Below are 15,625 nucleotides of genomic sequence, written 5' to 3'. Positions count from 1 at the left end.
ACCTTTTATGTTTTTGAAAGTCTAACTCTTAACTACAAAAAGTTATAAGTATCATTTAAAAACGAAAGTAATGAAAGGTTTAGTTACAGTTCTTCTCTTATGTGTTTCCAGCACTGTTTTTTCACAAACTAATTTTCAAGGAAAAGCAATTTATCAATCAAAGACAACTATAGACCCTAATTTTGGAGGTCGACAATTATCTGAAGAACGAAAGAAACAAGTTTTACAACGTATGAAAAGCATGTTAGAGAAAACATATGTTTTAAATTTTAATAGAAGTAAATCTATCTATAAGGAGGAAGAAAAGCTAGAAGCTCCTGGTACAAATAAAGGGTTTCGGTTTGGAGGTTTTACTGGTGGAGGAACAATTTACAAGGACTTTAAGGAGAGGAAGTTGCTAGAGTCTACAGAGTTTTTTGGAAAGAAATTTTTGATTTCAGAAAATAGAGAACAGCCAACATGGGAACTTGGAGAGGAAACAAAACAAATAGGCGATTATACATGTTTTAAAGCAACCATGGTAAAGAAAGCGACAGATTTTGATTGGGGGAACTTACGAAGAAGAGGTAGAGCTACTAAGGTAAAACGAGATACTTCTACCGTTAAAAAAGTAACTAAAAACCTTGAAGTTCCTAAAGAAGTTTTAGTCACAGCTTGGTATACACCAGAAATACCCGTAAGTAGCGGGCCTGGAAATTATTGGGGGTTACCAGGACTTATATTAGAAATTAATGAGGGTAGAACCACAATACTTTGTTCGGAAATAATAATGAACTCTTCTGAGAAAGCAGAAATAAAAGAACCTATTAAAGGGAAAAAAATAACAAGAGAAAAATATAATAAGGTTGTAAAAGAAAAGATGGAAGAAATGAGAGAGCGATTTAGAAATAGGCGTGGAGATAGAGGAGGAAGAAACTTCCGTTAAACTACAATAACCTACTTAATAAGAAAATAATATAATGAAAAAATTATTACTGATAGCTGTTTGCTTAGCTACTTGGGCTTCTAGTGCTCAAATTACACTGAAAGGGGTTGTAAAAGATAGTATTGGAACCCCGCTAGAAATGGCAAATGTAATTGCCATAAACAAAACAACTAAAAAACTAGATTCTTATGGTTTCACGGATGCAGAAGGGAATTATAAATTAAATCTAGTTAAAAATACTACTTATAGTATAAAGGTAAGTTATATAGGTTTGAAAACGGAAGAAGTTGATGTAGAAACAAAAGACAGTAACTTGCTTAAAGACCTTGTTTTAGAAGGAGATGATAGTCTAGATGAAGTAAATATAACTTATAAAATGCCTGTAACTGTTAAAGGTGATACAATAGTGTATGATGCGGATAGTTTTAAAAGCGGAACTGAAAAAAAGTTAGGAGATGTACTTCAAAAACTACCAGGAGTTGAAGTAAATGATGATGGAGAAATTGAAGTAGAAGGAAAAACAGTTAAAAAGGTGATGGTTGAAGGAAAAGATTTTTTTGATGGAGATTCTAAATTAGCGACTAAAAATATCCCTGCAAATGCTATTGATAAAGTTCAGGTACTCAAAAATCATAGTGAAGTAGGGCAAATGAGTAGTGTTACTGATAATGAGGATAATGTTGTTATAAATATTAAATTAAAAGAAGGGAAAAAGAATTTTTGGTTTGGAGAAGTTGCTGCTGGTTTAGGGTTAGGTATGGAAGATAGTCGATACATAGCACATCCAAAACTATTTTATTACAGTCCAAAATATAGCTTAAATATTATTACAGATATGAATAATATAGGAGAAGTGCCTTTTACTATGAGAGACTATTTTAAATTCACAGGAGGCTTTAGACAGTTTGGAGATAATAATGGAACAAATTTTAATGTAGGGTCTAACGATATTGCTTTTTTAACTTTAAAAAATAATAGAGCGAAAGAAATTGAATTGAAATTTGGTGCTTTAAACTTTAGTTATTCTCCAAAGAAAACTTGGGATATTAGTGGGTTTGCTATCTATTCAGGAAATGAAACAGATATGGAAGAAACTACGCAACGTGTGTATTCAAATGCAGGAGTTGATGCAAATAGTTTACCTCCGTATGATGAGAATAATCCGTCTTCAATAAAGTATATTGATACCGAGCAAACACAAGATGTAACAAATCAAAAAAGTGATTTAGGTTTGTTTAAATTAAGCTCAAGTTACAAGCCAAATGCAAATAATCAATTTGATTATGATATTTTTGCAAAGGTTTCAAAACAGCAGCAATTACAAACAACATTCTCGTCAAGAACTTATTTGAATGCAGATAATGAGGTTGTGCCAATTAATCAAGTATTAGAGCAAAGTCCGTTTTCCATCAATCAAAATTTAAACTATTATTATACACTAAACGACAAAAATATTTTTGCTTTTGAGGCACAACATTTATGGCAGAATGAAGATCCGTTTTACAATGCTGAACTAGAAAAGTTATCTTTTTATAACTTATTATCGTTAACAAATGTTAATCCAAATCCGGGAGACCATAATTTATTTAATGTAAGTCAGAATAAAAGAATAAAAACAAACAAGTTAGATGCGAAATTAGATTACTATTATGTACTTAACTCTAAAAGTAATTTAAATATAACTTTGGGTGCTACCTTAAGTAATCAAGAATTTAACTCAACTATTTTTGAAGTTTTAGAAGGAAATAAAAATGAAATTACTGAACCCAATACAGTTAACGATGTAGGTTTTTCTTTTGATGATTTGTATATGGGTTTACATTATAAATTCATAACAGGTATTTTTACTTTTAATCAAGGTTTCACATTACATAACTACGTGTCAAAAAATACACAGTTAGAATCAGTCTATGAAAATAGTTTTACTAAACTTTTACCAGATGCTTCGGTGAAAATTAACTTGAAAAAATCAGAGACATTACGTTTAAACTATGCCATGCAAACTAGTTTTACTGATGTAAATCAATTAGCAGAAGGTTATGTTTTTAATAATTACAATAGTTTATATTCAGGAAATAGAACTCTTGAAAACTCATTATATCATAATATAAACTTGAATTATTTTAGTTTTAATATGTTTAATTACACCAATGTTTTTGGATCAATTAATTATAGCAAGCGTATTAAAGAAATTAAGAGCAATACAGCGTTTATTGATGTTAACCAAGTGAGAACCTCAGTAAACTCTGCTTTTCCTGATGAGTCTATTTCAGTAAGAGCAAACTTTCAAAAGAGTTTTAGAAAGTTTAAACTACGATTAGGAGGTAATGTGTCTTATGGAAAATCGAATAGTTTAATAACTGATCGACAAACGAATGAAACAAGAAATAGGTTAGCGAAAACATTTTCACAAACATATACTTCAAAATTCAGTACAAACTTTAAAGAAGCTCCGAATTTTGATGTAGGTTATAACGTGTCTATAAACAATTCAGATATTGGAGGAGTTGAAAACACTTTTACAACCCATAGTCCGTATATAAATTTTGATGCTTTTTTCTTAAAGGAATTTATTTTTACATCAAAGTATACCTATAATAGCGTATTTAATAATGGTAAAACAATTGATAGTTATGGTTTTTTAAGAGCAGATATTACGTATCAGAAAAAAGACAGTAAATGGGAGTATAAAGTAGGGGTTACAAATCTATTAAATTCAACAGGATTGAATCAGAATAGTAGTAATGATATTTATGTGAGTAATTCTTCGTATGTAATTCAGCCTAGAATAGCCATGTTTACAGTAAAATATAATTTGTAAAACACAAAGCAACCCAATTTTGGGTTGCTTTGTGTTTTTTAGATTTAAAAATAGTTATTTAATAGCTATTTTTCTTGTTACTTGTTTGCCAGCATTTTCAATTTGTAAAAGGTAAAGTCCGCTAGCAGCTTTAGTTAATTGTACTTTTTCATTAAATTGACTAGAAACAGTTGAGAACTTTTGTGTTTCAAGTAATCTTCCTCTAAAATCAAAAAGCCTTATAATTGTTAAGTTTTTATCCTTTACAGTGAATTTAAATTTTTCAAAAGCTTTTCCAGAATCTATTGGGATTGGACCTATTTCTAAGTCATCAAACAACGTATTGTCTGTAGCAAAGCTTTCTTGAATAGTAATAGTATAATCTTCGACCTCACCATTAAAGTTTAACCCACAAGAATTTGGATTACTATCTTGTCTTGTAGAAATTCTCATAGTTGTAGAGCCTAATAGAGCATCTTCAGGAACGATAACAGAAAGAGTATTAGAAGTTAAGTCATAAGTTTCATTAGCATCAAATGCACAGTTTTGGTTCCAGTCTATCCAAGCAAAAGTATTTATGTCGCTGTTCTCAGTTGTGTTGATAGTAGTTGTTAAATCGTAGCTTTCACCCCTAACTACTTGCGTCGTTGTTGATTTAAAATCTGAATACCCATTTGTTTTATTTGAATCATTATTAATACTATTAAAAGTAACATTCGTAATACTTAATTGTGACTCAGTATTACCAGAAGAATTACATAGGTTATCATTTACGTTTAAAAGTATATCTACTGACTTAGTCATTGAACCTGATGCTGCAGTAACTGTAATTGTGTAATCTCCTGTATCTACTTCTTTGGCGGTTAAATTACTTACTGTTAAGGTAAACTTGCCACTAGCATTCATACTAGTAGGACTCAAAGTTACAGTGTCAGTTGGAACTCCTGAATAAGAAAGATTGACAGTTTCATTAAACCCATACAAAGCTGTATAATCAAAATCAAAGGTTACTTCATTAGTCGCTTGTTTACATACAGACATATCTCCAGTACTGTTTGAAATAGAGAAAGTAGGTTCTAAAACTGTAATAGTATAGTCTTCTATTTCACCATTAAAATTTAATCCACAAGAATTAGGATCGTTGTTTAATCTTGTTGAAACCCTCATAATTGTTGGTCCTGTTGGAATACCTTCAGGAACAGCAACAGAAATAGTATTAGATGAGGTTAAGTCATAGGTTTCATTAGCATCAAAAACACAATTTTGGTTCCAATCAATCCAAGCAAATGTTTTTATGTTACTATTTCCATCAGTATTGATAGAAGTAGTTAAATTATAGTTTTCACCTCTAACAACGTCTGTGCTTTGGCTAGTAAAGTCTGAATAACCAGTTGTTTTGGTAGAGTTATTATTAATACTATTAAAAGTAACATTAGTAATACCTAATTGAGATACAATATTACCAGAAGAGTTACAAAGACTATCGTTTACGTTTAATAGTATGTCTACAGATTTGGTTATTGAGCCTGATGTAGCAGTAACTGTAATTGTGTGATTTCCTTTAGTAACCTTTGTAAGGTCTGTTACAGTTAAGGTAAACTTTCCGCTAGTATTAATTGTAGAGTTGCTTAATGTAACTATAGAATTAGCAGGGGCTCCAGAGTAAGATAAATTAACTGTTTCATTAAAACCGTACAAAGCATTATAGTCAAAATCAAAAACTAGCTCATTTGTAGCTACTTTACATACAGAGATGTCTCCAGTATTATTAACTATTGAATAAGTAGGCGCTGTTGGGAAAATTGTTAAGTTGGTGTTATTAATATTGTAAAAAATGTTATCTGCTGCTTCAACTAATATTCGAGCATTAGCTGTGGGAGTATCAGGTATAACAATGTCTTCTGAACCGTCATTAGGTGTATTGCTTTTTAAAGTAATAGGAAAAGTAAGCCCTCCATCTGTTGAAAGTTTTATATTTACATTAGCACAATTAATAGGAGCTTGGTCTGTAGCTCCTTTACTCCAAGTAATAGTTTGAGTAGAACTAACTCCCCAAGATACAGCAGAACTAGGGCTAGTAACGGTAAAAGCCTCAGCATTTGTAACAGTCACTTTTATATCATCTCTAGCAGAGTTACCTCCTCCAGCATGATTATCTCTTACTGTAAAAGCAAAGTCTAATTCTCTAGCAACTGATGGTAAAACCTCCCATTCTGTAGAAGTGTTTCCGCTTAGAACGGTTGAAAGAGCGGGAAAGTATCTGTTTGGAGATTTAGAAGGAGATAATGATCTAAACATAGGTCCGCCAGTGTTTGTGGGTAATGGAGACATTGTTGCGGTTTCATTATCAATTTGCTCCCAGGTATATGTCAAAGAAGATGTTCCGTCAGCATCAGTGGCTTGTCCTTTTAAAATAAATGGAGTAGATTTAGGTATACTTACATTATTTCCTGCGTTAGCAGTAGGAGCATTATTACCTGTACTTGTTGAGGTAGCACAACTTCCTGTTCCTTGTACATGGCTCCACATTTGAGCTATACTAACAGCGTGAAAATAATCGTCACTTACATTTTGTACATTTGGTGAACAGATACCAGCATACCCCATAATTGTAGAACCACTTCCAGGTTCAACAGCTGTACTAGTACTTCTGTTCCCATCACAAGAATTATTAAATGTATGAGTAGCTCCGAATTGATGTCCAACTTCATGAGCAACATAATCTATATCGTAAGTATCTCCTATAGGTCGACTTCTTCCTGTAACTCCTTGAGCCTTATAGTTTGTAGCACAAACAGAGTTTAGCTGAGCTAGTCCTCCTGCTCCAGTACTAAACGTATGTCCAATATCATAATTAGCATCACCAATAATTTCATCACATTTTTCTTGACTTTCATCAATCAAGGTTCTGGCACTATCATTTGTTAAGCCATCTGTATCAGCATCTAAAAAGATTAAAGCATCATTATTGTCTACGATAACCATTCTTACAGCTAAATCTCTTTCATAAACCTCATTAACACGAGTAATTGTAGTATTCATAGCAGATAGTACAGCTGCTTTTTTTTCTGTATCACTAGCTGTTAATGGTACTCCTTGATTATTTATATGGAATTGAGCATATTCACCAGTACAAGCTATAGCCATTCTATAAGTTCGTAAGTTACCATCATTAGCATTTCTTCTTTGGCGTGGCGATATATTTTCGTCTTGTATAGCGTCTTCAACTTCACACAAAAATTCATCTTTAGAAGGAGATAAGCTGCTCTTTTTATATATTATATACTCTTTATAGTCCTTAGTATAAGGGTTTATGTATGAAGTACCTTCATTTGCTGAAAAAATGATTGCGTGAACTCCATCTTTTCCAATACTTATTTTGGCTGAAGAGGAAGGGTTGTCAATTCCCTGTGCTGAAAAAGATTTAATCATAGGGAACTTCTCGGCTAAACCTGATGCTAAATAAGGGGTTTCCTTTATTGAAAAACTCTCTAGTTTTCCATTAGCATTAGGAAGTTGTATAATTTTTGAATTAGGTGCACTTTTAGACTTTAAGTTTGGTAATGTGTTTTTAAATACATCTAAATCCAAACTCATTAAAACGTATTGTTTTGGTGAAGAGTTTGTACTGAAAGTTTGTTTTTTTTGTTGAGCAATAGCACCTTTATGAACTCTTGTCCATAGTTGTTGTGAATACAAGCTAACTATTGAAAAGTAGAAAGCAACTAAAAAAGGAAGGGTACTTTTTTTAAACATGATTTTTGTAATTGATATACGTTTAGTTTATAACAGTAAAACTCTAAATTTCCCTACCTTTGTAAGGTAGTTTAGCGGCACAATTTATGAATAAAAAAATAAGAATTAGTGATCTAGGAAGAAAAGATTACAAGGAAACATGGGATTACCAAACAAACCTTTTAGATGAAATAGTATCATTAAAAAGAGAGAGAAGGAATGGAGATAGTGAAATAAAAACTCCTAATTACTTTTTATTTGTAGAACATCCGCACGTGTATACTTTAGGGAAATCAGGAGATATGAATAATCTTTTGTTGAACGAAGAAAAGTTAAAAGAGAAAGAAGCAACTTTTTATAAGATCAATAGAGGAGGAGATATAACTTATCATGGGCCAGGACAAATTGTAGGTTATCCAATTTTAGATTTAGAAAACTTTTTTACAGACATTCATAAATATTTACGTTTGTTAGAGGAGTCAATTATTTTAACAATAGCTGAATATGGATTGGAAGGAGAAAGAAGTGATGGAGAAACAGGTGTTTGGTTAGGTGTAGGTACACCGTTTGCTAGAAAAATTTGTGCTATGGGGATTAGAGCCAGTAGGTGGGTTACCATGCATGGATTTGCCTTGAATGTGAATGCTAATTTAGGGTACTTTGACAATATTATACCATGTGGAATACGTGGAAAAGCCGTTACTTCGATGGAAGTTGAACTAGGTAGAAAGGTCTCGGAAGAAGAAGTAAAAGAGAAAATTATAAAACATTTTAAAGAACTGTTTGAAGTAGAAGAATTTATAAAAGCATAAAAAAAAGGTTGACAATTGTCAACCTTTTTTTTAAATCTTAAAAACTAAAATTATTTTTTAGCTTTAATTTCAAAAGAAACTTCCATTAAATCATTAATGAATTTGTCTTTTAAAGCAGCGTCAATTTTTTTAGACTTGTAAGTAACACCAAAATCAGTTCTGTCGATACTAAAAGTTTCACTTTTAAAAGTTACCATATCATCAGCTTCTGTAATAGTAGCTGGTATAGTAATGCTTTTAGTAACGTCTCTAAGAGTTAAGTTCCCTGTAACGTGTACTTTTCCACCTTTTACTTCAGAGCTAGCTACTTGAAATTTAGCAGTAGGGAATTTTTCAACATCAAAGAAATCAGCATTTTTCAAGTGTTTTTCTAAATCTTCTTTACCATCTCCAGCTTTTAAATCTTCACAAACGATAGTAGTCATATCAATAATGAATTCACCAGATTTTACGTTTCCGCTTTCGATTTCTAAAGTTCCTTTACTTAAGCTTACTACACCATTGTGAGAACCAGTAGGTTTGCTACCTTTCCAAGCTACAGAAGACTCAGCGATGTTAGCTTTATAAGTATTAATAACATTCTCTGTTTTTGCTACTTCTTTTTTTTCGCCAACAGTAGTTTTGTTTTTATCTGTTTTACAAGAAACAGCTCCAATTGCAACAAATGCAATAGCTAAAATTGTTTTTTTCATTTTTGTGTTTTTAATAATGATTATTAATCAGGTACAAATATAATAAAAAATAATTTCCATGGAAATTATTTTTTATCTTTGGAATCAATAATAATAGTTACAGGTCCGTCATTTAGTAATTCTACTTTCATATCAGCTCCAAATTGACCCGTTTGTATTTTTTTACCTAGGTCAACCTCAATTTGTTGAACAAATTTTTCATATAAAGGAATAGCAACATCAGGTTTTGCTGCTTTAATATAGCTAGGTCGATTCCCTTTTTTAGTGGAAGCATGCAGAGTGAACTGACTTACAGTAATTATATCACCGTTAATATCTTTAACCGACCTATTCATAACACCTCTATCATCATTAAAAATACGAAGGTTTGTTATTTTATTTGATAACCAGTTAATGTCTTCCTGAGTATCTTCATTAATAATTCCGAGTAAAATTAAGAGGCCATTTTGTATTTCAGCTACTTTTTTATTTTCAATAGTAACGCTAGCTTTTGAAACGCGTTGAAGTACAATTTTCATTTTATATGGATTGTTATTTGTTGAGCTATTTAAATCTTTTAGTCAAAAAAAGAAAGAACTAACTATTCCCAAATATCAGTTCTATAGTGTTCTTCTTCTCCTTCTAAGATTTGTAGATAACTTTTGTAACGAGACCAAGCAATTTCTTCATTTTCTAATGCGTCTTTTACAGCGCATTGTGGCTCATTTATATGAATGCAATTATTGAATTTACAGTTTTGCTTTAAAGCAAAGAATTCTGGAAAATAATCACCTAGTTCATCTTTATCTATATCAACTACACCAAAGCCTTTAATTCCAGGGGTGTCAATAATACGAGCATCAAAACTTAAATCGAACATTTCTGCAAAAGTAGTGGTGTGTTGTCCTTGTTTATGTTGTTCAGAAATTTCTTTTGTTTTTAAGTCTAGAGAAGGTTCAATAGCATTTACTAAAGTAGTTTTTCCAACACCTGAATGTCCTGCAAACATACTTACTTTTCCGGTCATTAGTGTTTTGATTTTGTCAACATTGGTGTTTTCTGTAGCAGAAACTTCAATGCACTCGTAACCAATGGCATCATAAACATCTTTTAAATACATAATTTCGGCACGTTGCTCAATTTCGTAAGAATCAATTTTATTGAAAACTAATATGGTTTTGATTGAATAGGCTTCAGCTGTAACTAAAAAACGATCAATAAATGTGGTAAAAGTAGGAGGGTTGTCAATGGTGATTAATAAAAATACTTGATCAATATTGGAGGCAATTACATGAGTTTGTTTCGATAGATTAACAGATTTACGAACGATATAGTTTTTTCGTTCGTGAATATTAGTAATTAAACCTGTTTCTTCATCATTTTTAGTTTCTAATGAAAAATCAACAATATCACCTACCGAAATAGGATTGGTACTTTTAATTCCTTTTAGACGGAATTTACCTTTTATACGGCATTTATATAATTCGCCTTCAGATTTTACCCAATACCAACTTCCTGTAGATTTATAAACCGTTCCTGTCATAGAACAAAGATGAGAATAAAAATTGAATGTTTTAGTATTGATTAATCTGTTAAATCGTTAATTTTCTGAGCAACAGTTCCTCTTTCTGAAATTCTAATAATCATGAAAATTAATTGAGGGATAAAACCTGGGGAAATAACTAAATCAGCTTTTTCAGTTATTTTAATGTCTCTATTTTGTACAGCGTTTTCAAACTCACTAGCAGGCGTGTTGGCTAATTCAACAGCAAAATCCCAAGCACCATTTCTTGCTAATTCCATACTGAAGTCAACTAAAAAATCATCAACATTTTTAGTCCAGACAAGAATTTTCTTTAAAAAAGGATATACTTTAGATAAATCATCTTGAACATCATTAACTAAAGAGGATAAAATTTCATTTATCTTATTAAAATCATCATGTAAGTTTTGAATGTTTTGACCTTTAGAAACTTCTGCTGCTGCTATTCCTAAATCTAAATTAATATGTGCGTTCATGCCAACTAATAAATGTTGTAAAACTATATACCAATACTTATTAGTTATGTTAAAAGCTTTTTCCCAAGAAGAAGTAATAGGTGTATTGTTTTTGTAATTGTAATAAGCATCTATATATCTTTTAGCAAAAATTATATCGAGTTTTTCCATTCGTTGGTTGTTATCAAAAATAATCGTTTTGTATGCCCTCTTTTACTTTGATAGTAACTTTTTGGTATAAAGTAGCAAAATATCCTAATGGACTTTTGTTTTCTATAGATTCGTTAATGATATCTTGTAATATATTTATTACATACATCTATTGTATGTATAGGTTTCATTTTTTAAAGTTTGGCAGGATGAAAATACAATAAATAGAATAAAAAAGACCGCTAGTTTGTTAGCGGTCTTTTTAGGTATTTAGTTGTTAATTATTTTTTCTTGATGATTTATACTTTCTTGGTGTATTGCTTTGAACATTTTAAGCACAAACTCTTCACTTAAACCACGTTCATCACCTTCTAAAATCATTTTACCTAGAATTTCATTCCAACGTTTAGTTTGTAAAATAGCGACGTTTTTCTCTTTTTTCAACTCACCAATAGAGTCTGCTATCTTCATACGCTTTCCTAGCATTTCAATTAGTTGATGGTCAACAACATCAATTTGAGTACGTAGTGTATTTAATGCATTTCGATATTCAGCTTCTGTATCAGTAGCTTTTCTAACTTTTAAGTCAATCATCATTTGAACTAATGATTTAGGAGTAATTTGTTGTGCAGCATCACTCCAAGCATTGTCAGGGTCATAATGAGTTTCAATCATTAAACCATCAAAGTTTAAATCTAACGCAGTTTGACAAATATCAAAAATAATATCACGACGACCAGCAATGTGAGATGGGTCACAAATTAATGGTAAATCAGGAAAACGATTTTGTAACTCAATAGGAATTTGCCATTCAGGATTGTTACGGTATCTTGTTTTTTCGTAAGTAGAGAAACCTCTATGGATAACCCCTAATTTTTTAATGTTTTTAGCATACAAACGTTCTATAGCACCTAACCACAAAGGTAAGTCGGGGTTTACAGGGTTTTTTACTAGTACAATTTTATCTGTTCCCTCTAAAGCATCAGCAATTTCTTGAATAATAAAAGGGCTCACAGTAGTACGAGCACCAATCCATAAAATATCTACATCGTGTTCTAAAGCTAACTTTACATGGTCTTTGTTAGCCACTTCTGTAGCAATTAACATTCCGGTTTCTTTTTTAGCTTTCTGTAACCATTTTAATCCTAGGGCACCCACACCTTCAAAGTTGCCAGGTCTGGTACGAGGTTTCCAGATTCCAGCTCTTAAAACGGTAGCGTCGGTGTCTTTTAATTCGTGTGCAATTTGTAGCACTTGTTCTTCAGTTTCAGCGCTGCAAGGTCCTGCAATTACTAATGGATGCCCTAACCCGAAGGCATCTAACCATGTTTTTAATTCTTTCGTATTCTCCATTTTTAGTTTTTATTACTGAGGTGTTACCTCTTGAATTCCGTTTAAAATCTGTTTTATATAATTTGTATTTTCCATTTCGGTATAAATTTCTGGAAAATCATTGCGCTCTAGTAATGTTTTGAATTTCTGTAAGTTATGGATGTATTCGCTTAAAGATTCAATAACGTTTTCTTTGTTTTGCTCAAAAATAGGTGTCCACATTGCAGGTGAGCTTTTTGCCAAACGCACAGTAGAAGCAAATCCACTACCTGCCATATCAAAAATATCTCGTTCATTTTTTTCTTTTTCTAGGACTGTTTTTCCTAACATAAAAGAACTGATATGCGATAAATGTGATACATAGGCTATATGCTTATCGTGTGACTTTGGATCCATGTATCGAATACGCATTCCTAATTTTGAGAATATGTCTAATGCTTTTTCCTGTAATTTGAATGCTGTTTTTTCTACCTCACAAATAATATTAGTTTTATTTCTAAATAAATTTGTCAACGCTGCATTTGGTCCTGAAAACTCAGTTCCAGCAATGGGGTGTGTTGCTAAAAAATTTCTTCTTTTCGGATGGTTTTTAACAGCATCGCAAATTGTTTCTTTAGTCGAACCTACATCGAAAACCAAACAAGTATCTGAAATAGTATCCAATGTTTTAAAAATTATACCTTGAGAAACATCTACAGGTATGGCAATAACAACGATATCTGCATTATGTAGTTCTGAAAAAGTTGATTTTTGATGGATGATTCCTCTTTCTAAAGCGAGATTACCATGTTCTTCGTTGGAATCAATTCCATAGATAGTAGTATTTTTAAATCCTTGCTGAATATCTAAGGCAAAACTTCCGCCGATTAATCCTAGTCCTATGATAAATACGTTCATTATATTCTGTTAATTGCTTCGTTAATTTTTTCTTCAGGCACGCATAGTGAAAAACGAATATACCCTTCACCTTGGTTGCCAAAAATGATTCCTGGAGCAGCAAAAATGTGCTTGTCGTATAACAAATCATCAATCATTTCTTCAGCTGTTTTTCCTTTGGGAAGTTTACACCAAACAAACATTCCAGATGCGTTTTTGTCGTAGGTACATCCTAGCTTTTTTGCTAGTTCAAAGACTAATTCTTGTCTCTTCTTATAGGTATTGTTTAATTGTGTAAACCAATCCTTATCTAATTCTAAAGCTTTTGTAGCTCCTTTTTGGATTCCGTAAAACATTCCTGAATCCATTTGAGTTTTTACTTTTAAAATTTCAGTTAAGAACTCAGGTTTCCCAAGTAACATTCCAACACGCCATCCCGCCATGTTAAATGATTTACTAACAGAATTTAATTCAAGAGCAATGTCTTTTGCGCCTTCAATTTGTAAAATACTTTGAGGGTGTTCATTTAATATAAAGCTATACGGATTGTCATTTACAATAACTACGTTATGTTTTTTTCCAAAGTCAATTAACTTTTGAAAAGTTTCTTTAGTAGCATCAGCACCCGTTGGCATGTGCGGATAATTTATCCACATCAACTTTATTCTTGAAGTGTCTAGTTTTTCTAAAGCTTCAAAGTTAGGTTGCCAGTTAGTAGCTTCTTCCAAATCGTAAAAAACAGGTTCACCTCCTAACAAATTGGTAACAGAGCTATAGGTTGGATACCCTGGATTAGGAATTAACGCTTGATCTCCTTCATTTAGAAAAGCTAAAGAAATATGCATAATTCCTTCTTTGCTTCCCATTAAAGGAAGTACTTCGTTGGCAGGATTTATAGTAACGTTATAGTTGTTCTGATAAAAATTAGCAACCGCTTGTCTAAACTCTGGAAGTCCTTGATAACTCTGATAACTATGCGCACCAGTGTCTAATAAACTATCTTGAATAGCTTTTAGTACTGATGATGGTGGTTGTAAATCAGGACTACCAATACCAATATTTATAATTGGTTTTCCTTCTGTAGTTAATTGACGTACTTCTTGTAATTTTTTTGAGAAGTAGTACTCTTGTACGGTTTGTAATCGGTTAGCAAACTGTATCATAATCTTCCGTTTTTATATTCTCCTAGTATTTTAAAATCTTCTGCCATAATTTGAATTATAGCTTTTGCTTTTTCGTAATCTTTATATGCTTCAAAAGTTACATCCACAAAAAAGGCATATTTCCAAGGTGTTTCAATTTTAGGTAACGATTGTATTTTGGTTAAATTTAGTTTGCAGTCGCTCATTACATTTAACATGGCTGCTAAACTTCCTCTTTTATGATCTAACTCAAATTTTAATGAAGCTTTGTTTATTTCGCTTTTTCCGTTTTCAGGAAGGGTTGTTTGAAGAAAAACAAAGCGTGTAGCATTATTTTTAATGGTTTGAATTTCATCTTCAATAATTGACAAATCAAAAATTTCTGCAGCTATTTTGGGAGCAATTGCCGCAACACCTTTTAGTTGCTGTTCAGTTATTTTCTTAGCGACTGCAGAAGTGTCAACATCTTCAATCAGTTTAATGTGTTTATATTGCTTGAAAAACTCTTTACATTGTAATAAAGCCATTGGGTGTGAACAAACTTCAGTAATGTCTTCAATTGTTTGATTTGGCAATGCCATTAAATGATGATGTATCGGCAGGTAGTGTTCACCAGAAATATGTAAATTGTATTTATCAATTAGTGCATAATTAGGGATAATAGATCCTGCAATAGTGTTTTCTAATGCCATAACAGCTTGTTCACTTTCTGAGTTCAAGAGACTATCAACCAGTACGTCAAAAGACAAACATTCGTTTAATTTAATGTTTTTTCCGTAGTAATTATTCGCAACGATATGGTGGTTGCTTCCTTGTATTCCTTGAATGGCTATTTTCTTCATTTTACATCAAAAAAAAAGCCTCGATAAATTCGAGACTTTGATTGGGTTATATTATTTTCTGTCAGATTAACAATATTGTACAAAGTCTCGTCTCTTACTAAAAAAGTAAAAGTAAAAATAAAAACCTTGCCATACGTTTTGTAACATCATTGTATTTGTGTTCTTTGTATGGAGCAAATCTTAGAAATAATTTTAACTAAACCAAACTTTTTTTTGAAAAAATGTAGAAAAAGAAAAAAGCTCCTCAAAAATTGAGAAGCTTTTTGCGGTCTGGACGGGACTCGAACCCGCGACCCCATGCGTGACAGGCATGTATTCTAACCAGCTGAACTACCAGACCGT

General features: G+C 31.9%; 13 protein-coding genes and 1 tRNA gene. 3 read left to right on the top strand and 11 right to left on the bottom strand.

Annotated features, from left to right (window positions below; all coding sequences use genetic code 11):
* The first annotated feature begins 70 nt into the window (after nt 1-70).
* The gene (locus MK851_RS13075; protein WP_320244313.1) at nt 71-925 is read left to right on the top strand and encodes a GLPGLI family protein; all 855 of its coding nucleotides are present in this window, start codon (nt 71-73) and stop codon (nt 923-925) included.
* A gap of 34 nt (nt 926-959) precedes the next feature.
* Nucleotides 960-3,746, top strand: coding sequence for a carboxypeptidase regulatory-like domain-containing protein (locus MK851_RS13070; protein ID WP_320244312.1), 2,787 nt, complete (start codon nt 960-962; stop codon nt 3,744-3,746).
* Nucleotides 3,747-3,800: 54 nt separating this feature from the next.
* On the opposite strand, the gene MK851_RS13065 is transcribed toward MK851_RS13070, so the two are convergent.
* Nucleotides 3,801-7,481, bottom strand: a complete 3,681-nt coding sequence (locus MK851_RS13065) for a reprolysin-like metallopeptidase (protein ID WP_320244311.1) — start codon at nt 7,479-7,481, stop codon at nt 3,801-3,803.
* An 86-nt stretch (nt 7,482-7,567) separates the two neighbouring features.
* Between MK851_RS13065 and lipB the strand changes: the two genes are divergently transcribed.
* A complete protein-coding gene (lipB, locus tag MK851_RS13060; RefSeq protein WP_320244310.1) occupies nt 7,568-8,272 on the top strand; it encodes a lipoyl(octanoyl) transferase LipB in 705 nt (234 codons plus the stop codon).
* Nucleotides 8,273-8,322: 50 nt separating this feature from the next.
* On the opposite strand, the gene MK851_RS13055 is transcribed toward lipB, so the two are convergent.
* The 10 genes from MK851_RS13055 to MK851_RS13010 form a co-directional block, all read right to left on the bottom strand.
* A complete protein-coding gene (locus MK851_RS13055; protein WP_320244309.1) occupies nt 8,323-8,964 on the bottom strand; it encodes a YceI family protein in 642 nt (213 codons plus the stop codon).
* Nucleotides 8,965-9,029: 65 nt separating this feature from the next.
* A complete protein-coding gene (gene dtd, locus MK851_RS13050) occupies nt 9,030-9,482 on the bottom strand; it encodes a D-aminoacyl-tRNA deacylase (protein ID WP_303509697.1) in 453 nt (150 codons plus the stop codon).
* Nucleotides 9,483-9,544: 62 nt separating this feature from the next.
* On the bottom strand, nt 9,545-10,486 hold the full coding sequence (rsgA, locus tag MK851_RS13045) for a ribosome small subunit-dependent GTPase A (protein WP_303509699.1): 942 nt from the start codon (nt 10,484-10,486) through the stop codon (nt 9,545-9,547).
* Nucleotides 10,487-10,527: 41 nt separating this feature from the next.
* Nucleotides 10,528-11,112 (bottom strand): DUF5995 family protein, encoded by a 585-nt coding sequence (locus tag MK851_RS13040; RefSeq protein ID WP_303509700.1) that lies wholly within the window; start codon nt 11,110-11,112, stop codon nt 10,528-10,530.
* A 13-nt stretch (nt 11,113-11,125) separates the two neighbouring features.
* On the bottom strand, nt 11,126-11,260 hold the full coding sequence (locus tag MK851_RS13035; RefSeq protein WP_303509703.1) for a DUF5995 family protein: 135 nt from the start codon (nt 11,258-11,260) through the stop codon (nt 11,126-11,128).
* A gap of 101 nt (nt 11,261-11,361) precedes the next feature.
* Nucleotides 11,362-12,444: a bifunctional 3-deoxy-7-phosphoheptulonate synthase/chorismate mutase type II gene (locus tag MK851_RS13030; RefSeq protein ID WP_303509705.1), complete on the bottom strand. Its 1,083-nt coding sequence runs from the start codon at nt 12,442-12,444 to the stop codon at nt 11,362-11,364.
* Nucleotides 12,445-12,456: 12 nt separating this feature from the next.
* A complete protein-coding gene (locus MK851_RS13025; protein ID WP_303509707.1) occupies nt 12,457-13,320 on the bottom strand; it encodes a prephenate dehydrogenase in 864 nt (287 codons plus the stop codon).
* On the bottom strand, nt 13,320-14,462 hold the full coding sequence (locus MK851_RS13020) for a pyridoxal phosphate-dependent aminotransferase (protein ID WP_320244308.1): 1,143 nt from the start codon (nt 14,460-14,462) through the stop codon (nt 13,320-13,322). Before MK851_RS13020 ends, MK851_RS13025 begins: the two co-directional genes overlap by 1 nt.
* Nucleotides 14,459-15,283 (bottom strand): prephenate dehydratase, encoded by an 825-nt coding sequence (locus tag MK851_RS13015; RefSeq protein WP_320244307.1) that lies wholly within the window; start codon nt 15,281-15,283, stop codon nt 14,459-14,461. Before MK851_RS13015 ends, MK851_RS13020 begins: the two co-directional genes overlap by 4 nt.
* Nucleotides 15,284-15,549: 266 nt before the next feature.
* Nucleotides 15,550-15,623 (bottom strand) — tRNA-Asp (locus MK851_RS13010).
* Nucleotides 15,624-15,625: the final 2 nt, after the last annotated feature.

Source organism: Tenacibaculum sp. 1B UA (genome assembly GCF_033978845.1).
GTDB lineage: Bacteria > Bacteroidota > Bacteroidia > Flavobacteriales > Flavobacteriaceae > Polaribacter.
This window is presented reverse-complemented; position numbering and strand designations above follow the sequence as displayed.